The 21,708-nt window shown below is 65.4% G+C and carries 19 protein-coding genes; 13 read left to right on the top strand and 6 right to left on the bottom strand.

Annotated elements, in window-relative coordinates; genetic code table 11:
* The first annotated feature begins 406 nt into the window (after positions 1 to 406).
* The 9 genes from ACTUWL_RS18880 to ACTUWL_RS18920 are packed head-to-tail and all read left to right on the top strand — an operon-like array spanning position 407 to position 9,863.
* Positions 407 to 556: a hypothetical protein gene (locus ACTUWL_RS18880; RefSeq protein ID WP_021079553.1), complete on the top strand. Its 150-nt coding sequence runs from the start codon at positions 407 to 409 to the stop codon at positions 554 to 556.
* Positions 557 to 601: 45 nt separating this feature from the next.
* The gene (locus ACTUWL_RS18885; protein WP_106939989.1) at positions 602 to 2,032 is read left to right on the top strand and encodes a GumC family protein; all 1,431 of its coding nucleotides are present in this window, start codon (positions 602 to 604) and stop codon (positions 2,030 to 2,032) included.
* On the top strand, positions 2,029 to 3,354 hold the full coding sequence (locus tag ACTUWL_RS18890; protein ID WP_021079551.1) for an O-antigen ligase family protein: 1,326 nt from the start codon (positions 2,029 to 2,031) through the stop codon (positions 3,352 to 3,354). The genes ACTUWL_RS18885 and ACTUWL_RS18890 overlap by 4 nt, the downstream gene beginning before the upstream one ends.
* Positions 3,347 to 4,162 (top strand): polysaccharide deacetylase family protein, encoded by an 816-nt coding sequence (locus ACTUWL_RS18895; protein WP_021079550.1) that lies wholly within the window; start codon positions 3,347 to 3,349, stop codon positions 4,160 to 4,162. Before ACTUWL_RS18890 ends, ACTUWL_RS18895 begins: the two co-directional genes overlap by 8 nt.
* Positions 4,159 to 5,388 (top strand): glycosyltransferase family 4 protein, encoded by a 1,230-nt coding sequence (locus tag ACTUWL_RS18900; protein ID WP_021079549.1) that lies wholly within the window; start codon positions 4,159 to 4,161, stop codon positions 5,386 to 5,388. Before ACTUWL_RS18895 ends, ACTUWL_RS18900 begins: the two co-directional genes overlap by 4 nt.
* A 47-nt stretch (positions 5,389 to 5,435) precedes the next feature.
* Entirely contained in the window at positions 5,436 to 6,608 is a 1,173-nt protein-coding gene (locus ACTUWL_RS18905) for a glycosyltransferase family 4 protein (RefSeq protein ID WP_291733525.1), read from the top strand.
* Positions 6,605 to 7,495: a hypothetical protein gene (locus tag ACTUWL_RS18910; RefSeq protein ID WP_021079547.1), complete on the top strand. Its 891-nt coding sequence runs from the start codon at positions 6,605 to 6,607 to the stop codon at positions 7,493 to 7,495. Before ACTUWL_RS18905 ends, ACTUWL_RS18910 begins: the two co-directional genes overlap by 4 nt.
* Before the next feature lie 20 nt (positions 7,496 to 7,515).
* Positions 7,516 to 8,781, top strand: coding sequence for a glycoside hydrolase family 5 protein (locus ACTUWL_RS18915; protein ID WP_021079546.1), 1,266 nt, complete (start codon positions 7,516 to 7,518; stop codon positions 8,779 to 8,781).
* Between the two features lie 8 nt (positions 8,782 to 8,789).
* The gene (locus ACTUWL_RS18920) at positions 8,790 to 9,863 is read left to right on the top strand and encodes an acyltransferase family protein (protein ID WP_021079545.1); all 1,074 of its coding nucleotides are present in this window, start codon (positions 8,790 to 8,792) and stop codon (positions 9,861 to 9,863) included.
* A gap of 19 nt (positions 9,864 to 9,882) precedes the next feature.
* On the opposite strand, the gene ACTUWL_RS18925 is transcribed toward ACTUWL_RS18920, so the two are convergent.
* From ACTUWL_RS18925 to ACTUWL_RS18950, 6 genes are all read right to left on the bottom strand, one after another.
* Positions 9,883 to 11,379: a sugar ABC transporter ATP-binding protein gene (locus ACTUWL_RS18925; RefSeq protein WP_021079544.1), complete on the bottom strand. Its 1,497-nt coding sequence runs from the start codon at positions 11,377 to 11,379 to the stop codon at positions 9,883 to 9,885.
* Positions 11,376 to 12,473 (bottom strand): SMP-30/gluconolactonase/LRE family protein, encoded by a 1,098-nt coding sequence (locus ACTUWL_RS18930; protein ID WP_021079543.1) that lies wholly within the window; start codon positions 12,471 to 12,473, stop codon positions 11,376 to 11,378. Before ACTUWL_RS18930 ends, ACTUWL_RS18925 begins: the two co-directional genes overlap by 4 nt.
* Positions 12,470 to 14,593, bottom strand: a complete 2,124-nt coding sequence (locus tag ACTUWL_RS18935) for an ABC transporter permease (protein WP_035651764.1) — start codon at positions 14,591 to 14,593, stop codon at positions 12,470 to 12,472. Before ACTUWL_RS18935 ends, ACTUWL_RS18930 begins: the two co-directional genes overlap by 4 nt.
* A 77-nt stretch (positions 14,594 to 14,670) precedes the next feature.
* Complete coding sequence (locus ACTUWL_RS18940; RefSeq protein ID WP_021079541.1) at positions 14,671 to 15,690, bottom strand: sugar ABC transporter substrate-binding protein; 1,020 nt, start codon at positions 15,688 to 15,690, stop codon at positions 14,671 to 14,673.
* A 41-nt stretch (positions 15,691 to 15,731) separates the two neighbouring features.
* Positions 15,732 to 16,703, bottom strand: coding sequence for an ABC transporter permease (locus ACTUWL_RS18945; protein ID WP_021079540.1), 972 nt, complete (start codon positions 16,701 to 16,703; stop codon positions 15,732 to 15,734).
* A 19-nt stretch (positions 16,704 to 16,722) separates the two neighbouring features.
* On the bottom strand, positions 16,723 to 17,430 hold the full coding sequence (locus tag ACTUWL_RS18950) for a TetR/AcrR family transcriptional regulator (protein ID WP_035651790.1): 708 nt from the start codon (positions 17,428 to 17,430) through the stop codon (positions 16,723 to 16,725).
* 416 nt (positions 17,431 to 17,846) lie between these two features.
* Between ACTUWL_RS18950 and ACTUWL_RS18955 the strand changes: the two genes are divergently transcribed.
* From ACTUWL_RS18955 to ACTUWL_RS18970, 4 genes are all read left to right on the top strand, one after another.
* Positions 17,847 to 18,617, top strand: a complete 771-nt coding sequence (locus ACTUWL_RS18955; RefSeq protein ID WP_106939992.1) for a secretin and TonB N-terminal domain-containing protein — start codon at positions 17,847 to 17,849, stop codon at positions 18,615 to 18,617.
* 47 nt (positions 18,618 to 18,664) lie between these two features.
* The gene (locus tag ACTUWL_RS18960; RefSeq protein WP_158267740.1) at positions 18,665 to 19,327 is read left to right on the top strand and encodes an energy transducer TonB family protein; all 663 of its coding nucleotides are present in this window, start codon (positions 18,665 to 18,667) and stop codon (positions 19,325 to 19,327) included.
* Between the two features lie 187 nt (positions 19,328 to 19,514).
* Complete coding sequence (locus ACTUWL_RS18965) at positions 19,515 to 20,057, top strand: RNA polymerase sigma factor (protein ID WP_106939993.1); 543 nt, start codon at positions 19,515 to 19,517, stop codon at positions 20,055 to 20,057.
* Between the two features lie 466 nt (positions 20,058 to 20,523).
* Positions 20,524 to 21,507, top strand: coding sequence for a FecR family protein (locus tag ACTUWL_RS18970; RefSeq protein ID WP_021079535.1), 984 nt, complete (start codon positions 20,524 to 20,526; stop codon positions 21,505 to 21,507).
* Positions 21,508 to 21,708 lie beyond the last annotated feature (201 nt).

Raw genomic sequence — 21,708 nt, forward strand, 5'->3', positions numbered from 1 at the left:
TTGACGTTAACGCCGACGTCGCGCCTGACGCGACGCCCGCGTCCTCGAGCGCTTGCTCGTGGTCTCGAGCGGAGCGTTGCGGTCCGTCGCTCAACGAAGCCGCAAGGTCGCGCAACCGCGAGCGCGGCGAAGAAGCTGTGAGGTGCGATCCTCCCGCGCTGTGTTCGTGAACGACGCGCGATCGCCGATGCAATCAAAGGTTGATTATATGCGGCTCATCAGTTCGTCGTCGGACATCAGCTTTTATGGAGCTATCACTGCGCATGCCAATATCCAAGGAATTGATAGTAAGGTTAACGCTAACACCTAACGCTAAAGGCCACTTAAAGTTGTCTGTGCTCTTGGAGCGAGGATAGTGGGCCAAGCCGAGCGAAATGAATGCTCGGGACAGGACACGGAGGTCGTCATGGACGATTTGGCCGCTCTGAGCGTCAAGAGACCCATCACCGGGCACGTGTTGCCGGACGGCACGATCAGCGGATCGGGCTCCGTGCCGATCGCGCGGATCAAGGTCGGCATCGCTTTCGATGGCGATGCCTGGTCCAGCCCCAACTAGACCGCCCCCGCCAGGCCGGCATGCCCCCCAGTGAAGTCGACTGACATGTACACAGCAACCGACAGCAACAGGTCACGGCGAGATGATGCCGCTTACCGCGCGATGAGCGCAACGGCTTCGGCCGTGATCAGCCCGATGCAGGTCGCCGGCCTGCTGCTGCAGGGCTGGCGCTGGATTCTGGTTGCCATTCTCGCCGGCGCGATCGTCGGCGTCGGTGCAACGCAACTCGTGACGCCCCGCTTCACCGCGATCACCGATCTCACGATCTCACCGTCCAACCTGATGGTCACCCCGAACGATCTTTACGCGACGAACATCCAGAGCGACAGCCAGATCCTGGATGTCGAGAGCAAGATGCGGACGATCACCTCCGGGAATGTTCTGCGCCGCGTGATCGACAAGCTCGGCCTCAGGAACGATCCGGAATTCGCCGACAAGATGCGCCTGTTCGATCTCGGCTGGCTGTTCGATCGCCGCGCATCCGACGCGGCCGAACGCAACGATCTGATGGGCCTGCTCGCCAAGCGCATCAACGTCGTGCGACAGGAGCGGTCCTACGTCGTGACGCTGTCGGTCTGGGCGAGCGAGCCGGCGATGTCGGCTCGGCTTGCGAATTCAATTGCCACGACCTTCCGCGAAGAGGTCGTTCGGGCCGACGCCGAGCGGGCCGGACGCGTGGCCCAGGGGCTGACGGCGCGGCTCGGCGAGCTCAAGGCCGCGGCGACCGAGGCGGAAGACCGCACCGAAGCCTTCCGTCGCGCCCATGGCCTTCAGCAGGGGCAGTCCAAGCAGCCGCTGAGCACCGATGCCATGGAGCGGATGAACGGGAAGCTGACCGATGCAAAGGCGCGTCTCGCCGAGGCGGAGGCCCGCTACAACGAGGTCTCGCGCGCCGTGTCGCTCTATGGCGTGCAGGCAGGCGCCGTGCAGTCGCAGACCTTGTCCGGCTTGCTCGCCGACGAAGCAGCCCTGCGCCGGCAAATCGCGACCCTGACCCAGACCCTCGGTCCGCGTCATCCTGCCATGCTGAATGCGTTGGCCGAATCCGACGCCCTCACCAAGGCGATCAAGTCCGAGACCGAGCGGCTGCGCAGCGCCGCCCGCTTTGAGGTCGGTCAAGCCAAGGTGGCGCTCGATACGCTGACCGAGGAGACCCGTACCCTGCGCGGCAATGTGTCGGTCGATGACCAGGCCCAGGTCAAGCTGCGCGAACTCGAACGCGAGGCGAGCGCCAAGACCGCACTCTACCAGACCTTCCTGACGCGCTCCGGCGAGGCCGCCGAGCGGCAACAGATCGATGCCACCGACGTGCGCGTTATCTCGCCCGCCGTCGAGCCGATTCGCCCGACCTGGCCACCTCGTCCGATCATCGCCGCCGCCGCCGGCGCGGCGCTCGGCCTGCTGCTTTGCGCGGCCGCGCTCGCCGGCTTCGGTTATCTCGACGCGCTGCGCGTCGCCAGGAGCAGGGCGACATGATGCCGTCAGGCGAGATGCGCGAGAGTGGAGCGATCGGCGTCCTGGGACCGCCGCTGTTCGTGGCGACGCTGTTGTTCTACCTGATCACGCTGACGCCGTTCATCGACCTCTCGGCGGCCAATGCGGGCGACCCCGCCGCTGACAAGTCGAACACCATCAACCAGATCGTTTTCCTCGGCCTGACCGCCAGTCTGTGGCTGACCGCCATCAGCTCACCGGTGCGTCATCTTGCGGTGCGCCCGCGCGGCGTCCTGATCGCGACGCTGCTGTGGTTCGCCTTCGTCTCCGCCATTTCGGCACATCCGGACCTTGCGTTGAAGCGGGTCGTGCTGGCGACGCTGACGATCGTCAATGCCGGCATCTTCCTGCTGCTGCCGCGCTCGGAGCGTCAGTTCGCCGGCATGCTGTCGATGTGCTGCGTCGGGACGCTGGCGTTCGCCTATCTCGGCGTCGCGTTGTGGCCGGTGCATGCGATCCATCAGGCGAGCGAGGTCCGCGAGCCGATGAACGCCGGGCTGTGGCGCGGCCATTTCGCGCACAAGAACGTCGCGGCGGCGGCGATGGTGCTGATCAGCTTCGCCGGCCTCTATTTGTACGGCACCGGGCGCCGTGTCATGGGCGGCGCGATCACGCTGCTGGCGGTCGTGTTCCTCACCCAGACCGGCGGCAAGTCGTCCACCGCGGCGCTGCCCGGCATTCTGGTGATCGCCTGGATGTTCGAGCGCTGGCGGGCGATCCGGATGCCGATGGTGGTGCTGGGAATCGCGGCCTTCAACGTCATCACGATCGGCTGTTCGATCTCGCCGGCGATGCGGGAACTGGTCGCAGGCCTCGGGATCGACCCGACCTTCACCAATCGCATCGACATCTGGCGGGTTGGTGCGTCCGCGGTCGCGGACAGGCCGCTGACCGGCTACGGCTTCCAATTGTTCTGGCAGACCGACGAGATGGTCTACAAGGCGGGAGGCGGCGCGAGCTGGGCGGTCGGCGCCTTCAACGCCCACAACGCCTATCTCGATGCCGCGATCACGACCGGCATCCCCGGCCTGATTCTCACGCTGGCCCTGCTCGTCTGGCTGCCGCTGCGCGACGTGTCGCGCGCGGAGGCGCGCGGCAATGATCCGGCGCTGACGCGTCTGTTCACCCGGATCTGGCTCTACGGCGTGTTCTCTGCCTGCGTCGAGAGCCTGTACTTCCAGTCCGGCAGTCTCGTCTGGTTCATGCTGATCGTCTCGATCTTCGGCCTTCGCCTGCAGGCGAGCGCGCACGAGATTCGCGAGGCGGACACCGTGATGCATGTCGGGGAGACGGCGCATGCATAGTCCCGCTGTCGCGTTGCGCTCACCGGCAACCGCGTCCCGTCTGCCGGGGACGATCGATCGGCTCGCCGGCCGCCTGACCAACCGGCTGATCCGGGCGACGCCCTGGCGGTTGATTCCGATTCCGACCCGGCAACCGATCGTCTCCTTCACGTTCGACGACGTGCCGGATTCAGCACTCCGCGCCGGTGCCACGATCCTGGAAGCGCGCGATGTGCGCGGCACCTTCTACATCGCCGGCGGTCTCGAGGGGCGCGTCGAGCCGGGCCGTACCCTGATCGATGCCGCGGGCTGCAGGGAGCTTGCCGCGCGCGGTCACGAGATCGGCTGCCACACCTTTGGCCATCGGGATATCAGGCATGTCGATCGCGCGTCGCTCGCCGCGGACCTCGCGGACAATGCACGTTATCTCGATTCGGTCGATCCGCGCCCTGGCCGTCGCAACTTCGCCTATCCCTACAACTCCGGCAGCTTCGGCAAGCGGCCGATGCTGGCTCATGCGTACCGGACCTGCCGCGCAGGCGGCGAAGCGATCAACCGCGGGCCGACCGACCCGACCTTTCTCAGGGCCGTCGAGATTCGCCAGCCCGAGACGCATGTCGCCGGATTGACGCGCTGGATCGACGCGGTGGTCGAAAAGCCGGGGTGGTTGATCTTCTTCACGCACGACGTCGCGCCGGCGCCGACCCCCTTTGGCTGCACGCCCGCTGCCTTCGAGCGGCTGGTCGCGCATGCGGTCGCGAGCGGCTGCTGCGTGTTGACCGTCGATGCCGCGCTCAACCGCATGGGATTCCGGGAGGACGAGCGATGACGAGCGAGCGCCGGTTGCTGGCCATCAACAACTACTTCTACCGGCGCGGCGGCGCCGAGAGCGTCTTCCTCGACCAGATCGATCTGTTCGCGGCCGCCGGCTGGGATGTCGTGCCCTTCGCGATGGAGCATCCCGACAATCTGCCGAGCCCGTGGTCCGACTACTTCGTCTCCGAGATCGAGTATGGCCGGATCAACGGGCCGATCACCAAGGCCAGGCAGGCGGCCAAGATCATCTTCTCGCTGGAGGCACGCCGGAAGATCCGCGCCCTGATCGCCCGCGTCCAGCCGTCGGTCGCGCACGCCCACAACGTCTACCATCACATCTCGCCCTCGATCTTCGACGTCCTCAAGGCCGAAGGCGTGCCTGTGGTGATGACGGCGCACGATCTCAAGCTTGCCTGTCCAGCCTACAAGATGCTGAGCCACGGCGAGGTCTGCGAGCGTTGCCGCGGCGGACGGATCCACAACCTGCTGCTGCGGCGCTGCGTCAAGGATTCCGCCGTGGTGAGCGGGCTCGTCTTCCTCGAGACCCTGGTCCACCGCAGCTTCGGTCTCTACCGCGACACGCTGGACTGCCTGATCGCGCCGAGCCGCTTCTATCGCGACAAGCTGGTGGAATGGGGTTGGGACGCGAGCCGCATCGCCTACATCCCGAATTTCGTCGACGCGGAGCAGTTCACGCCCTGGTGTAACGAGGGCAACTACTTCGTCTATGCGGGCCGGCTCGCGCCGGAGAAGGGGCTCGGCACGTTGATACGCGCCGCGGCGCTCGCGCATCAGCGGCTGGTCCTGGTCGGCGCCGGTCCCGAAGAGGCGGCCTTGCGTCAGCTCGCATTCGAGCTCGACGCCGACATTGTCTTCGCGGGCCACATGGCCAAGCCGGAGCTGAAGCAGCTGATCGGAGAATCGCGCGCCCTGGTGCTCGCCTCTGAATGGTACGAGAACGCGCCGATCAGCGTGCTTGAGGCTTACGCGCTCGGTCGCCCGGTGATCGGGACGCGGATCGGCGGCATTCCGGAGCTCATCGTTCACAACAAGACCGGTGTACTGGTGGCGCCGGGCAATGTCGGCATGCTGGCCGAAGCCCTGGCGAGCATGGCGAAGCTGCCGCGGACGGCGCGAAACCGGCTTGGTGCCGCGGGCCGCGACTGGGTGCTGCGGGAATTCTCTCCCGAGAAATATCGCGACCGCACGATGGCGCTCTACGAGACGGTGGTGCACTGATGTACACGTTGATACCAGCCGGTGGAGCGGACCGTCCTCCGAGAAAGGTGATCTTCCTCGGGCTGCGCGGCATCCCCGAGATTCAGGGCGGGGTCGAAACCCATGTTGCCGCGCTCGCGGTCCGGATCGCGCAGCGCGGCTGGCGGGTCGAAGTGCTCGGGCGCAAGCCGTACCTTCCGTCGCCGGAGCCCTACGTCTGGAAAGACGTCACGGTGACGCCGGTCTGGGCACCGCGCTCGAAGAACGTCGAAGCGCTTTTGCACACCACCCTGGGTCTGTTCGCCGCCGCCCGACGCAATCCGGATCTCGTTCATATCCATGCGATCGGGCCGGCGCTTCTGACGCCGCTCGCCCGCCTGCTCGGCCTTCGCGTCGTGGTGACGCATCACGGTTTCGATTACGAGCGCCAGAAATGGGGATGGATGGCGAAGTCGGTGCTGCGCACCGGTGAGTGGATGGGAATGAAGTTTGCGCATGCGCGGATCGGCGTCGCGAAGGGCATCGTCGACCAGGTCCGCGCCCGGCTCGGGGTTACGGCGACCTTCATTCCGAACGGTGTGGAGCGCAGCGTTCCGAGGCTCGGCACCTCCTATCTCGACCATATCGAGGTGATCCCGAACCGCTACATCCTGTGCGTCGGCAGGATCGTCGAGGAGAAGCGGCAGCTCGATCTGATCGGCGCGTTCGCGCGGTTGGGCGATCCCGACAGGAAGCTGATCATCGTCGGTACGGCCGATCACAACGGCAGCTATCTGCACGCAGTCGAGAAGGCGGCCGCGGCGACGCCGGGCGTGGTGATGACGGGCTTCCAGTCCGGCGAGAGCCTGGCCCAGCTCTACCGCAACGCGGCGCTGTTCGTTCTGCCGTCGAGCCATGAAGGCATGCCGATGGTGCTGCTCGAGGCGCTGAGCCACGGCGTGCCTTGCCTCGCGAGCGACATCGACGCCAATCTCGCGCTCGATCTCGGGCCCGACAGCTACTTTCCGTTAGGCAACCTCGATGCGCTTGCGGCGGCGATCCGGCTCAAGCTGGCCGCACCCGACAGCGCACCGGAACGCGGCGAGCGTGCCGCGCGGGCGCTGGATTGCTTCGGTTGGGATCCGATCGTCGACCGTACCATCGAGGTCTATGAGAGCGCGCTGGCGGCCTGGAAGCCCGGACATGCGAACCGCGGCGCTGCCGAGCTCAAGAACCATCTCGGATTCGGAGGCCGACAATGACGCCGGCGCTTCGGCAACTCGAAATGACGGTGCTCGGCCTCGGTTTCCTCGGGCTGGCATGGAGCAAGGACAAGCTGCGCGGCTATGCCACGCCGAACACCGTGTCGAAATTCGATATCGAGGGCCAGATCGCCTATCTGCTCGACACCTTCGGCTCGCTCCGCCGCTTCATGCCGCCGGGGTTCGACCTGCGCGGGCGCGACGTGCTGGAGCTCAGTCCCGGCGCATCGCGCGGCAATGGCGTGCTGTTTCTCGCGATGGGGGCGCGGTCGTATCACGCGATCGACGTGTTCAACCTCGCCGGCGATGAGGATTCCATCTTCTACGACCTGCTGCTCGATCGCTTCGCCGAAGGCACCGCGACGGACCGGGAACGCGCACGCGCCGTCGCGTCCGCGTCCGGTGCCCGCGAATTCGGCTATGCGGTCGGCCGGGACTTCGACATCCCGCGCCTCGCCGGCGGCCGAACCTTCGACCTGATCGTGAGCTGCGCGGCGTTCGAGCATTATGACAGCGTTCCGGCTGCCGTTGCCGGCCTGACGCAGGTGGCGCGACCCGGCTGCGAGGCCATCCACATCATCGATCTGCAGACGCATTCGCGCTGGATTCGCGAGCACGATCCCAACAACATCTATCGCTATCCGGAGGCGATCTACCGGTTATTCCGCTTTCCCGGACAGCCGAACCGGCTGCGCCCGGCCGACTACATCGCAATCTTCGAGGCCGAGGCGTGGAGCGACGTCCGGTTCGCACCGTCGCGAACCATCGAGCCCGCGCTTCGCGACATCTCGCTCGCAGGTCTCGCCGCGCCCTTTGCGGGCCAGGACGACATGATCGTGCTCGACGGTGCGCTGACGGCGCGCCGTCAGGGCAGGGGCAGCGGTTGAACGCGATCGGGAGAAGCGCCGTGGCCAGCCGCCGTTCCATTCTCCGCAGCATCGCCGGCGTCGCGATGCTTGCCCCTTTCGCAGCGTTGCGCGCGGTGGCCGATCCCGTCAGCCCGATTCCCAGCTTCCGTCGCGGCATCGGCGTCGCGCATGCGTTCGGGTGGGCGGACGTCCAAGCCGACGGCTCCTATGTCGATCCGCCGTTTTCCGCGCCGCGCTTTCTGTTCGGTGCGGACCAGCGCCGGGCGATCCGTGCCGCGGGTTTCGATTTCGTGCGTCTGGTCGTCGATGTCGGTCCTTTCCTGGCCTTTGATGGCGCGAGCCGGGACCGACTCGACGATCTCGTCGTCACGACGGTTCGCAATCTGCTCGCCGCCGATCTCGGCGTGATCGTGGATATGCATCCGAGCGCGATGAATCCGGTCTATCAGCCGGCAGAGCTGACGGCAGGTGTGAACACGCCGAAATTCCAGGCGGTGCTGGCCTTGCTCACCCGCCTGGCCGGCCGTCTGGGCCAGGTCGCGGCGGAGCAGGGCGATGCCATTCCGCCACGGATTGCACTCGAGCTGATGAACGAGCCGGAGATATCGGCGGCAGCATGGCAGCCGATGCTGGAGACCGCTTACGCCGCCGCACGCCGCGGCTCAGCGACGCTACCGCTCGTCCTCGGCGGCGGTTCGATGAACGCTCCGGGAGGGCTCACGCAGATCAACATGAGCGCATTCGCCGGCGATCCACGCCTGATCTACACCTACCACGACTATTCGCCGTGGCAGTTCACCCATCAGGGCGTGCGCGGCAGTCCCGCCTATGCGCTGGATGCGATCGTCTATCCGGCGCCTGCATCTGTCGACGCGATGAACCAGGCGACCGACCAGCGCGTGACGGCGCTCGGGCTCGCCGGCGCCGAGCTCGATCTGGCGCAGCAGGCCAGGCAGACGCTCGCGGGTTATGTCAGCTCCCGCTTCAATCGATCGAACCTCGAGCGCACGTTTCAGCAGGTGGCGGCCTGGCGCACGGCGCAGCACCTGCCGGCGCAGGCGATCCTGCTCGGCGAGTTCGGCGTGCACAAGACGCCCTATCAAGACACCGCTCAGGGCGCGGCCGCGCGCGCGAGCTGGTTGCGGGACATGCGCGAGCTCGCCGAGACTTACGGCTTCACCTGGTCGTGCTGGACTTATCTGGCGACGGGCGGCTTCGCACTGGCCGAGAACGAGGCCGGCCCGGGCTTCGACGCGGCGACCCGCGGCGCGCTCGGACTCGCGCCGTCAGAAGCACCGGAGTGAGGCCAGGCATGACAACGCAGCGCTATGCCAATATCGACGGATTGCGAGCGATCGCGGCGCTCGGCGTCATGGTCGAGCACATGTTCGGCGACCTGCTCCGGCAGACCCCGCCTGCCGCCGGGCCGCTCAATGTCGCCGGCGATCTGCTGGTTCAGAATGTCAGCCTCGGCCGGTTCGGCGTGGCGCTGTTCTTCCTGATCAGCGGCTTCGTCGTGCCGTTCAGCATCGGCGGCGAACGGCCGTTGTTTCAATTCGCCGTCTCGCGGGTGTTCCGGCTCTATCCCGCGCTGTGGCTCGCGCTCGCGGTGCTCGCGACCATGGCGTGGCTTGGCGGCGAGCCGCCGCGCGCGATCACCGTGCTCGCCAACATGACGATGGCGCCGACGCTGTTCGGCCAGCCCTGGCTCTCGCCGATCTACTGGACGCTGTTCATCGAACTGGTGTTCTACATCCTCATTGCGCTGCTGTTCTCGGCCGGCGCACTGAGGCGTGTCGCGGTGCTGTCGCTGCTGAGCCTGGCGCTGGTCGCCGCGACGGCGTTGCCGGTTCAGTTGCGCATCCACGGCATCGCCAATCTGCCGGTGCAATATCTCGGCATGCACCTCTCATTCCTGTTCCTGGGTCTGCTGCTACGCCTGTGGCTGGTCGAGCGGGCACCGGGGGCGCGCATCGCCGCGCTGGCGCTGGTTGTTGCGCAGGTCGTCGCGGTGCCGTCGGTTGCAGCCTTTTCGCTGGCGCGCGGCGACAATTTCATCATGGAGGGACTGACACCCGTCCTCACGGCCTACGCGCTGGCTTTCGTGATCTTCATGGCAGCCGTCAGGTTCGACCGGCCGCGTTCGCTGCTGCTGTCGCGGATCGGGCTGATCAGCTATTCGATGTACCTGTTCCACTGGCCGGTGAACATCACGGTCTACCGCGTCCTGCCGTTGACCGGGCAGATCGGCGATATCGCCACCATGCTGATCTGCTCCGGCCTCGTCCTGCTGGTGTCCTGGCTGGTGTACCGGCTGGTGGAGCGCCCGATGATCATGTTCGGCCGCGCGATCGTGCTCCGCCATGGCGTGGCCAGTCGGCCATGACGGATGTCCGTTGCGGCGATCAATGAATCGCCGCGTACATGATCTTCTCCTCGGTGGCTTCGAGCGCGGAGAATTCCTCCACCACCTTGCCCTGGCGCGAGACCAGGATGCGGTCGGACAGCGCCATGATCTCGGGCAGATAGGACGAGATCACCACCACCGCCTTGCCCTCGTCGGCGAGCCGGTTGATCAGCTCGTGGATCTCGACGATGGCGCCGACGTCGACGCCACGCGTCGGCTCGTCGAAGATGATCAGCTCCGGATCCTGCACCAGCGATTTGGCGATCACCACCTTCTGCTGGTTGCCGCCTGACAGCTCGACCACCTTGGCCTCATCGCCGATCGCGCGCACCTTGAGCCGCTGGATCCAGCTCTTGCCCACGCTATTGGTCTCGCGCCGCGACAACAGCATCCGGCCGCGGGGAAACTTGGAGAGCAGGCCGAGATAGATGTTGCGGGCGATCGAGGCGGTCTCGAAGAAGCCCTCGACCTTGCGGTCCTCGGTCACATAGGCGATGCCGGCCTTCACCGCCGGCGCCGGCACCCGATAGCGCACCGGCTTGTCATGCAGCAGGATCTCGCCGCCGTGGAAGAAGTCGCGCTTCAACACGCCGGATACGATCTTGAAGGTCTCGGTGCGGCCGGCGCCGACCAGGCCGAATACGCCGGTGATCTGCCCGGCGAACACCGACAGCGAATTGTTCTTCACCATCGGCGCCATCTTGAGATTCTGCACCGTGAGCACGCGCGCGCCGGCCGGCCGGACACTCGCCTTCCGCGCCCCATATAGCGTATTGGAGAGATCGCGGCCGACCATTGCCTGCACGATCGCGGCGCGGTCGAACTTCGCGGCGTCGTCGGTGACGACGTGCTTGCCGTCGCGCAGCACCGTGATGCGGTCCGCGAGCAGCAGCGCCTCTTCCAGCGCGTGCGAGATGAAGACGATCGAGACGCCGCGCTTCTTCAGATCACGGACCAGGTCGAAGAAGTACTTCTTCTCCTCCGGCGTCAGCGATGCGGTCGGCTCGTCGAAGATGATGACCTTGGCCTTGTGCAGGACCGCGCGCGCGATTTCCACCATCTGCTTCTTGGCGGCGCCGAGCCCGCCGACGGTCGCGGTCGGCGTCACGTCGAAATTCAGCGATTGCAGGAACTGCTGGGCGGCGATGTAGATGCCGCGCAGCCGGTTGTAGAACTTCTCCTGTCCGAGAAACAGATTCTGCGCCACCGTCATGGTCGGCACCAGGCTGTTCTCCTGGAACACCATGGCGATGCCGAGGTTGCGTGCCTCGAGCGGCGTGCGCGGCGCGACGTCGGAGCCGTCGACCGTCATGCTGCCCGAGGTCAATGTCACGACGCCGGCCATCACCTTGGTCAACGTCGACTTGCCGGCGCCGTTCTCGCCGACCAGCGCGTGGATCTCGCCGCGGCGCAGGTCGAAGTCGACACCCTCGATGGCCGGCACGCCGGCGTAGAGCTTGGTGGCCTTGCGCAGGGACAGCACGGTGTCGCTCATGAGCCTGTCTCCTCGGCGAGCCCGGCGAGGGGCAGTTTCAGGACGCGGCCCGGTCCTTTGGCGATCAGCACCAGGTCGCTGCCGAGCTCGAGCGCCGCGACGACGCCGTGATTGATGCCGTCGACCCGGCTATGCAGCGAGTAGAGCGGCTTGCCGTCTTCGCCGAGCCGGATCACGAGGCCGTAGGAGCGCGGCGGCGCCCACGGCTTGATGACGCCCATCGTCTTGATGTGCGCACCCTGCATCGGCTCCTTGAACGAGAAGCCCGAGCGCAGCCGCGGCGCCACCCAATAGGCCGGGTCGATCTCGGCCATCATGCGGCGCCGATAGGCCGGCTCACGCAGCACGAATTCGATCAGCTGGGTGCGTGCGGTGAACGCGGTGAGCCAATAGCCGCCGCCGGCGGCCTTCGATAGTCGCGACGGATAGACCGGCAGGCGGCCGAGCACGATCTGCGGTGCTTTTCCGTCTCCGATGAGGACCAGACGATGCCGCCAGCTCTCGCTGACCAGAACGCCGTCGCCGCGCGCGCAGGCACCGAAGGCGTAGCCGAGCTTTGAAGCCAGTGGCTTCACCGTTCTGGTCCTGGGATCGAGCCGGAATACGCGGCCGCTCCGGTTGAGCTCCATCAGGTCGCGTGCCCAATCGTCGACGCCGCACGTTGTCGAGCCGTCGGTCGCGATCAGCGTGCCGTCGTCCGCCGGCGCCAGCGCATTGACGGCATTGAAGGCGGCGTCGCTGAACGTCACGGTCGGCTCGCCAGACGAGGGATTGGCATAGAGGCGCACCTCGCGGCCGCCGAGCGCGACCGCGAGGCCGCCATCGGCGAGTGCGCAGAGCGCCGAGATCGGCTGCTCGAAGCTGCGCAGCTCGACAGCTGTGCCGCCGTCGAGTCGCAGCAGGCGCCGGCCGTCGGCGACGTAGAGGTTGCGGCCATCGGTTGCGAGGTCCTCGGGCGCCTCGCATTCCAGCAGTGTGGTTGCCGCCTCTAGTTTCTGGTTGGGCTTCAGCGCGCCGTCGAACGACGGCACGGTGATGGTGGCCTCGCCACGGCCGAGAAAGCGGTTGGCGAATTCCCTGACGGCCGCGATCACGACAGCTTCCCCCAGCGCTTGTCATACTGCACGAAGTTCGGATCGGCGTTATCAAGCTTGTAGCGGCCGATCCGGTTGTTCATGATGCCGCCGAGATAGAGATAGCCGCGATGCTCGCGCATCGAGGTGATCATCGGATGGTTCTCGCCGCGCAGGTCCCAGAACGATTCGAGGATCTTGCCCTGTTCGTTGAACTTGACGACGCAGCCGGTGTTGATGTTCGGGAACAGCCATTCGTCGACCGGCACGCGCTTGGCCATGCGGCGGCGGAAGCCCGGCATCTTCCAGGCGAGGTCGAGCGAGGGGCTGCGCATGCCGACCAGCGCCAGCCAGTAATTGCCGTCGGAGGCGAGATTGATGTTGTCGGGATAGCCCGGCAGGTTGTCCATCACCACCTCGACCTGGCCCTTCTTCGGCCCCGCGAACCACAGCCGCTTGATCGAGCAGCCGAAGGTCTCGGCGAACAGGATCGACTGGCCGTCGCTGGCGACGCAGATGCCGTTGGGAAATTTCAGGCCGCGCAGCGCCGTATGCGTGGCGCCGGTCTTGGTGTCGTAGCAGATGATGCGGCCGTTGCCGCGCGCTTCGAGACCGTCGATCGGCCATTCGTCCATCTCGTAGCGGACGGTGGCTTCCGAGAAGAAGATCAGGCCGTCATCGGTGATGTCGAGATCGTCGGCCAGTCGCAGGCGGCTGTCGTCATTGACCGAATGCATGCTGCGGTTGGTCTCGTCGGTCGCCTTCTCGACGGTGCCGTCGGGTTTGATGAGGTAGAGGCCCATGCCGCCGATGCAGACATAGAGATTGTCCTGCCGGTCGAACGCCATGCCGAGCGGCTGCCCGCCGATATGGGCGAACACCTCCATCCGCTGATAGTCGGGCGCGAGGAAGCGCATGATGTCGCCATGGCGCGAGCCGGCGTAGAGGTTGTCGTTGCGATCGAGGATCACGTCCTCCGGCGCTTCGATGCGTCCGAGCCCGATCAGTTCGACGTCGCGCAGCTTGTCGTTCTGTTCGAACGGACCGCCCTGGCCGATCTCGGTCGGAGGCGGTGGCGGCAACGCGTGATAGGTCGGCGCGACATAGACCTTGCTGATGATGCGGGTGCGGTTCTTCTGCCAGCGGATATCGACCATCGCGGCGATCAGCAGGATGCCCGCGAGCGCCATGCGGTTGATGCCGCCGCGTGCATTGAGCGTGGTGAGGCCGTTGGTGATCAGCAGCACGATCAGCACGCCGACCAGCGACTTGGCGACCGAGCCCTTGCCGCCGCCGAGCGTGATGCCGCCGAGCACGGTCGCGGTCAGCACGATCACCTCGAGGCCGACGCCGATGTCGCCGCCGACGGTGCCGAGGCGTGCGGCGAAGAACAGCGCGGCGATGCTGGTCAGCACGCCGCTTGCGACATAGCACAGCGCGATGGTGCGGCGAACCGGAATGCCGGAATTATAGGCCGAGCGGCGCGAGCCGCCGATCGCGGTGATGTGCCAGCCCGGGCGCAGCCGGGTCATGAAGATGTGGCCGAAGATCGCGATCGCGATGTAGACGAGCGCGACGCTCGGAATGCCGAACACGTCGCCGCCGCCGATGAAATTCCAGGACGGGATGTCGGGAAAGGCGGCGGCGATCGAATTGGAGTAGCGCTGGATCAGGAGATCGAAAGCCGAACGGTAGATGATCAGGGTGATCAGCGTGGTGATGAAGGCGCGGAGCCGCAAGTAGCCGATCAGGACGCCGTTGACGGCGCCGAGCAGTGCGCCGCAGGCGAGAGTGGCGACCACCACCGCTGGCACCGGCCAGTTCAGCACGTCGAGCAGATAGAGCGCGCAGAAATCCGTCAGCGCGAAGATCGAGCCGACCGACAGATCGATGCCGCCGACGATGACGACGAGCGCCATGCCGAGCCCGATGAAGCCGATCTCGCCGGCCTGCCGCGCGGTGTCGGCAAGGCTCGACGGCGACAGGAAATGGTCGATCGAGCGGCTCAGCGCGAAGCCGACGATCAAGAGCAGGATCACCGGAATTGCGGTCTCGGTCCAACGCTTGGACAGGATCTCGCCGAGGAGATGATCCGGCCAGTAGCGGTAACGCAGGCTCGTCAAGGTGTCGCGCATCGGCATTCCAGCAAGGCGTTCGATTTTGGGAGATCGACGCCCCGGGCGGGGTACACCCGGGACGTCAAGCGGACGTGGCCGGGCTATTTCTTCAGGTCACTGAGATTCCAGCACGCGGTCTGGCTGTCTGCGTTCTCCTTAGTGATCGGAATCAGCGTGGTGTATTCCGAGCCCTTGATCGAGCCGGCCTTGGCGCCCGACGACAGCAGCCACTTGATGGTGCCTGCCATCTGCGCGGCCTGGGTCGGCACGTCGTAGCTCAGGTTGAGGTCGAAGGCGCCCGACTTGACGAGCTCGCAGGCACCCTTGCGCTCGCCGCCGCCGGAGGTCGCGACGAACACCTTGCCGGTCAGGCCGGCTTCCTTCACCGCGGCCGCGGTGCCGATGTCCATGCCGTCCCAGAAGCCGACGATGCCGCAGAGATCGGGATTCTGCTTCAGCACCGTCTGGGTGATCGCCTTGGCTTTCGCCGCATCCCAGTCGGCCGCCTGGCTCGAGACCACCTTGATCTCCGGATGCCTGGCGAGCACGTTCTCGACGCCCTTGAGCGTGTAGGCGCTGGCAGCTGCCGAGAGCGCGCCCTGCACGACGGCGATTTTGTTCGACTTGCCCTGGCAGGCCTTGACCACGGCTTCGGTGTCCTTCTCGCCGATCTCGATCCAGTTGGCGCCGACGAAGGCCGATGAGCGATAGGCCGATCCCATGTTGATCTGGATCACGTAGATGCCTTCGTTCTCGGCGCGTTGCAGCAGCTTGGCGTAGGTCTGCACGTCCGGATTGTGGATCACCATCACGGCCGGCTTCTCGGAGATCAGCGAGGTCACCGCCTGCGCGCCGGCGTTGGTGTTCCAGTTGGGGTCGCGGATCTCGAACTTCACGCCGTAAGGCTCGAGCTCCTTCTTCATGCCGGCGTACCAGCCTTCGGTGAGGTCGAAGTTCATGGCGACCGGAACATAAGCCACCGTCTTGCCGGCGAGCGACTCCTTGAACGGCTTCTGGAACGGCTCGTCCAGGCCCTGCTGGGCCAGAGCCGGGGCGGCGGCGATGGCCGCGAGCCCGAGCGCTGCGGCGATCACCTTTGCATTCCTGACAGCGTATTTCATTGCTTCCTCCTTGGTCGTGATTGATCGTTCTTCGACTTGGTTCAGATGTCGCCCTGCTGTGCCGTTTCTTCGTTGCGCGGGTTCAGGAATGAATCCGTGATGACGGCGAGCAGCAGGACGACGCCCTTGACGAGGTTTTGTCCGGCGTAGGAAATGTCCATGATGGTCATGCCGTTCAGCATGGTGCCGATCAGCAGCGTGCCGATGACGACGTTGAGCACGCCGCCGCGGCCGCCCGACAGGCCGATGCCGCCGAGCACGACGACGAGGATGACGTCGTAGATCAGGGTCGAATTGAAGACGCGGGTCGGCATCGAGTTGACCGACGCCGCCATCACGAGGCCCGCAAAGCAGCCGATCAGTGCCGCGACGACATATTGCAGCACGATGATCGGCCGCGAGGGGATGCCGGTGACGCGAGCCGCATAGGGATTGTCGCCGATCGCGTAGATGTAGGCGCCCCAGCGCGTCTGGCGCAGCAGGAAGGCGACCACCACGCAGGCGATCGCGAACATCACGATCGAGGTCGGGATGCCTGCTATGGTGCCCTGTCCGAGCCGCTCGAAGCCCTTCATGCCGTCGCTCCACTGCACGACGTCGAGCTGAAACAGCGCGGCCTGGCCGAGGCCGGCGAGCAGCAGGCCGGTCGCCAAGGTCGCAAACAGCGAAGGGACCTCGGCGTAGGCGATCAGCCAGCCATTGACCAGGCCGAACGCGATCGTGAGCAGCACGGCCGTCAGCAGCGAGGCCGGCAGCGAGTGGCCGTTCTGCACCATCTGCAGCACCAGCCCCGGAGGCACCGCGAGGGCTGCGATCAGGGAGATGTCGATGCCGCGTCCGATCACGACGATCGCCATGGCAAGGCCAAGGATGCCGAGCACCGCAACGTTCTGCAGCAGCGTCAGCATGTTCTCCGGCGTGAGGAAGCCGCGCAGGAAAACCGAGAACGCCAGGAACAGCACGGCGAATACGGCGAAGACGATCTCCTGTTGATTGAATCGCAGCCGCTTCATGGTCTCGTCCTTCTTGCGTCTATGGGTGCGCCGTCTGCCTGGTTCTGGTACGGGAGCCGCTCGCGACGCGGCCGGGCCGCGTCCTGCCGGCGACCGCAGTGTCGACAAGCGCGCAGACCGCGTTGATGTAGGCCTCGATCGACGTGCCGCGCCGGCGGTATTTCGCGCGTTTGACGTACCAATCCTGCAGCAGCGGCTTGATCAGCGAGGCCGTCAGCGTGATCTGATCGATCGCGAACACGCCGCTGGCGACGCCCTGCCTGAGGACGCCGGCGATGATCTTCTCGGTCATCACCTCCATCTCGATGGCACGCTGGCGTTCCGCAGGTGGAAACGACTTCGCTTCCATGAAGCAGAACACGAACCAGGGCTGCATCGCCTCGCTCATGCGGACATGGGTGGCGATGATCCAGTGCAGGTGCTTGCGGGCATCCTGCTTGACGTCGGCGGGCGGTTGGTTGAGGACCTCCGCCGCCGTCTCGGCGACCTCGCCGAGGATCATCGACAGCAGCGTCGGCTTGCTGTCGAAATAGGTATAGAGGCCGCCCATGCTGAGGCCGGAGGCCTCCGCAAGCTGGCGCAGCGTGGTGGCGTGAAAACCGTGCTTGTTGGACAGCGTCAGCGTGGCGCCGATGATGCGCGTGAGGTTGGGGACGGCGAGATGCGGTTTCTGGACTCGCACGGAATCCCGATGCCGTTCGAGGATGCGTGCGCAAAGCACGTCCATCGCGAACGCATTCGTCCCCGGCCGCTGGCGCGCGAGACCCAAATTGCCTCCCTGGCTCTATTCCCGGACGGTTTCATTTTGTTGCCGGTCCAGGCTGGGCTTTACGCCCTTGCCTAATTCCTAACCCACGAACCGGCGTTCGGAAAAGGGGGCCGAGCAAATTTTCTGAGAGAGCGCTCGCTCGTTTTCTGGCGCGCTGTGCCGCCTGCCGACGCTCGGCGCCGCTCTGGCGATGCCCGGGAACCTTTCGCGCTGAAAGGTCAGCACAAATCCCAGGCACCCAGCCGATCGAATTGCCGGTTAGACGGCCGTCACATTCCAGATATAAAGAACGCAGGTTCGCTGGCCGAAAGGCTAACCCGCACAGACATGCTGGCCGAATTTCACCCGCGGTCACTTTGGGCCGAAGCAAGGTTATGACGGCAGTTGGATCATATGGTGCACGTGCGGGCGCTGCGGTCAGCCGCGACGCTCCGGCGGCCTCGACAAGGTCGCGGCTTCCGTTCGGGATTTGTGCCGTCCTGCTGATCGGCAGCATCTGCGCCGTCACCGCGGAGCAGCATCAGGCCGTTACCGCCGCCGTGCCCATCGAGTTCAGCATTCCCGCGCAGCAACTTGCGAGCGCGCTGCAGGCCTATGGCGAGCGAACCGGCGTTCAGGTGCTCTATGAAAGCAATTCCGCAACCGGCCGCACGTCGACGTCGGTCGAGGGAACCCTGACACCTGAGGACGCATTGAATCTGCTTCTGAAGGGGTCCGACCTGAAGGTCCAGTACGTTCGTCCGGATGCCATCACGCTCGCTTCGCGCAGCGCGCGCCCCGACCGTCCCCCGACGAGCCCGCTTCCGACCGCCGATCTGTCACTGGGCACGTTGCGGGTGCGGGCGAACAGTGACGGCAACGACACCGGTGCGCTGCGTGACTACAGCGAAAGCCTGCAGTTCGACATTCAAAAGGCGCTGCAGAAGAATATCGGGCCTCGTGGCGGCAGCTACCAGCTCGTGGTCGATCTGTGGATCGATCCCTCGCGGACGATCCAGCGAACCCAGCTGTTGCGCTCGACCGGCGATCAGAAGCGCGATGCAGCCGTGACCGCGGCACTGCAGGGACTGACCGTAAGCCGAATGACGCCCGCGACTGCGTCGCAGCCGGTGCGGATCGCGATCCGGGTGAAATCGTTCCAATGAGCGCCAACAACACCAGCGGACCCGGCGACGCGCGCGGCATGAGGCCGATGACGCTGCTGTTCCATCCCGAGGATCCGAGCGCGTGGACCTCGGGCGAGGTCCTCCGCTTGCTTCTGGTGCCGACCGTCGCGACCATGTTGTTCGTCGGGGGAATCTACTGGTTCCGACTGCGGCCGCCGGCCGGATCGGCAAGCCCGCAGGAGACCTCGATCGTACAGGTTCGGTTACTGCCGAGCCCCTCGCCCGCGCCCATCCTGGTTGCACCCGTCTCGCAACCGCAGATCGCGCCCCTCGCCAGCCGGACCGAGGCGTCCCAGGACATCTCGGAGCCGCCCCTCGACAACACGACATCGCCAACGGCGCTGGAGCCGCTGCCGGCAGTGCCGACGGCGCCGAGCCTGCGTCCGATGCCGTCGCCTGCCGATACGCCGCCCAACAGCGTCGCCATCAAGTTTCAGCAGAAACTGTTTCGTCACGTGGCACGCTACGCGGTGCCGCCGAAAGGACTGCACGGTGCGGTCGAGACGTTATTCTCCATGCAGCGGGACGGCACCGTGCTGGAAGTCTGGGTCAAGACCAGTTCAGGGCAGGCCGCGCTCGACAAGGCCGCGGTGGACGCTATTCGACGGGCTCAGCCGCTGCCATCGATTCCATGGGGATTGCCCGACGACCTCAAGGTCGAAATCTGGCTGGAGTTCGACCTGTCCTGATCGAGGGCGGGGCCAATCTGGCTTCCCCGTTCATCGCTTGGATGTGACCGCGGCGCATCAGCCTTGCGTGTCGTTCGGTGTCGACTTGTTGCCGTCATAAATGTGTTGTGCCCGGCCGTTACGAGATTGGCAGTTTTAAGAACAATGCAATCTGGATATCGGGCTGGTGTCTGGGGGGCCGCGGAACGTGGCTGAAATCAATCGAGTGCGGCTGCGGGGCCAGCTTGCAGACAACTACGACGGTCTGGTCAAGAAATTGACCCGCCGTCTGGGATCGTCGGACTTCGCGTACGAAGCCCTGCACGAGACGTTCCTGCGGCTGGAGCGAGTCACGGACGCCGTTCCGATCCGCAGCCCCGCCGACTACATATTCCGTATTGCGATCAACATCGCCAGGGATCGCCAGAAAGCGCAGAAGCTCCGCGTCAGCGCCGCCGAGATCGATTCATTGCTCGACGTCAGCGACGACGGACCGAGCCCGGCGAGAATCGTCGAGGCGCGATCAGATATCGATGCTTTCAAGCGGGCGTTGGCCGAATTGCCGGCGCGGCCGCGCGACGTACTCCATAGCATAGCGATCGAGGGACGGACGCCGCACGATGTGGCAACTCGCCTCGGCGTCAGCGTGCGAACGGTGGAAAGCGATTTGAAGCTGGCCCTGAGCCATTGTGCCGATTGCCTCGACTATACGTTGATCCGTCGTCTCGGCGGTCCTCGTCCCCGTTCGTGATCGAATTCGCCGCGGCCTGACGCGCGCGTCGTCCTGCGCGGCGGGCTCGTCGAAATTTGTTGCGGAGAACTATTTCCAGTCGTTGCAGGTGCTTGACCTGAAATCTGCGGTCACACGCGGCAGGATTTTCAACCTCTGTTCTGCGGGATAGCAGGCTTTCCGTCGTCTATAGAGTAGAGAGCGATCTCATAAGGACCGTTTGGGTGCCTGGGAAAGGTTCGCTGGAAGTGTTGAGCCGCTTGAAAACAGGTTCAAACCCGATCGGCCCGGCGTGCAATCGCCGCGCTGCCTTGCCATGCGCGATGCGGCGCCAGCTGCGATTGCCGGATGTTTCTGCTTGTGTTGTGCGCAACGGCCGAATGCGGTGCCCTGCTGCCGTCGGAATCGTTTATATAGCGACCTTCGCTATGTGCTCGACGCGATCGGGAGGTTGAGGTTTGGCGAACTGGGTGATGAGCAATCCGTCGTGACCGAGCCGACCCGCACTTCCGGGCCCGATCCGTTGCTGGATGAGGCGCTCGACTGGGTTGTTCGGCTGAAAGCCGGTGCGCCGACACGCGCCGACGTCGATGCTCTGCAACGCTGGCGCGCGCAAAGTCCCGATCACGAGGATGCCTTCAGGAGGGCGGCTCGGCTGTTTCGCACCGCCAGCGCGGCAGCCAGGGAGCTTGCCGGCGAACAGGCCGCGACCGCCTCCGTCGTTGCATTGCCGCCTCGGCCGGCGCGGTTATTGACGCGCCGTATCGTGCTCGGCGGTGCGATTGCGGCTGCGGCCGGCTATCTGGTAATCCGCCCGCCGCTCGACATGTGGCCGTCGATCGAGGAGCTCTCAGCCGACTACCGCACCGGAAAGGGCGAGCAGCGCAAGGTGATGCTGGCGCCCGACATTTCGGTCGAATTGAACACCCAGACCAGCCTGGCGCTGCGGCCTGCGCCGAACGAAACGCGGGTCGAATTGATCTCGGGCGAGGCCTCGGTGGTCGCCCGAAGGTCGTCGTCGACGCCGCTGGTGATGCTGGCACGCGACGGACGCATCAGTGCGCTGCAGGCTGATTTCAACGCGCGCTGCCTCGACGGCGTCGTTTCGGTAACGTGTCTCGAAGGCATCGTCACCGTCGAGCAGGACGGCCGCTCCGTGCAGCTCCGCAAGGCCGAGCAGGTTACCTACTCGCGGGCCGGTCTGCAGGCGTCGCTGCCGGTCGATGCCAGGCAGGTCGCAGCCTGGCAGACCGGATTGCTGATCTTCCGCGACCGGCCGCTGGCGAGCGTCGTCGACGAGGTGAATCGGTATCGCGCCGGAAAGATCATCATCACCAATGCGGAACTGAAGCGCCGGCTCGTCAACGGCACCTTCCAGGTCGACAAGCTCGACAATTTTGTCGCCCAGGTCGAACAGCTGTTCGGCGCGCGGATCACATCGCTGCCAGGCGGTGTGGTGCTGATGAGCTGACTAAAGTCGAACGAATCGACGCCGCGCGCTCGATTTCCTAACAAACCAAAAATTTATTCCGCGACGCCGCAGATTCTTTTGCGGGTTTGCACCCGCCCAGACGTCTTCTGAGTAAGGCGTCGTCATCACGGCCTTCCGGTCGTGATGGCGCGCATCTGCGCGAACTGAGTGGGACGTCTGTGCGTAGTCGAAGAGATCATA

Source organism: Bradyrhizobium sp. WCU1, assembly GCF_053474805.1.

Bases quoted from the DNA above. Each gene is read 5' to 3' on its own strand.
- ACTUWL_RS18880 (WP_021079553.1), top strand. From the start codon at position 407: ATGGACGATTTGGCCGCTCTGAGCGTCAAGAGACCCATCACCGGGCAC.
- ACTUWL_RS18885 (WP_106939989.1), top strand. From the start codon at position 602: ATGTACACAGCAACCGACAGCAACAGGTCACGGCGAGATGATGCCGCT.
- ACTUWL_RS18890 (WP_021079551.1), top strand. From the start codon at position 2,029: ATGATGCCGTCAGGCGAGATGCGCGAGAGTGGAGCGATCGGCGTCCTG.
- ACTUWL_RS18895 (WP_021079550.1), top strand. From the start codon at position 3,347: ATGCATAGTCCCGCTGTCGCGTTGCGCTCACCGGCAACCGCGTCCCGT.
- ACTUWL_RS18900 (WP_021079549.1), top strand. From the start codon at position 4,159: ATGACGAGCGAGCGCCGGTTGCTGGCCATCAACAACTACTTCTACCGG.
- ACTUWL_RS18910 (WP_021079547.1), top strand. From the start codon at position 6,605: ATGACGCCGGCGCTTCGGCAACTCGAAATGACGGTGCTCGGCCTCGGT.
- ACTUWL_RS18920 (WP_021079545.1), top strand. From the start codon at position 8,790: ATGACAACGCAGCGCTATGCCAATATCGACGGATTGCGAGCGATCGCG.
- ACTUWL_RS18925 (WP_021079544.1), bottom strand. From the start codon at position 11,379: ATGAGCGACACCGTGCTGTCCCTGCGCAAGGCCACCAAGCTCTACGCC.
- ACTUWL_RS18935 (WP_035651764.1), bottom strand. From the start codon at position 14,593: ATGCCGATGCGCGACACCTTGACGAGCCTGCGTTACCGCTACTGGCCG.
- ACTUWL_RS18940 (WP_021079541.1), bottom strand. From the start codon at position 15,690: ATGAAATACGCTGTCAGGAATGCAAAGGTGATCGCCGCAGCGCTCGGG.
- ACTUWL_RS18945 (WP_021079540.1), bottom strand. From the start codon at position 16,703: ATGAAGCGGCTGCGATTCAATCAACAGGAGATCGTCTTCGCCGTATTC.
- ACTUWL_RS18950 (WP_035651790.1), bottom strand. From the start codon at position 17,430: ATGGACGTGCTTTGCGCACGCATCCTCGAACGGCATCGGGATTCCGTG.
- ACTUWL_RS18955 (WP_106939992.1), top strand. From the start codon at position 17,847: ATGACGGCAGTTGGATCATATGGTGCACGTGCGGGCGCTGCGGTCAGC.
- ACTUWL_RS18960 (WP_158267740.1), top strand. From the start codon at position 18,665: ATGACGCTGCTGTTCCATCCCGAGGATCCGAGCGCGTGGACCTCGGGC.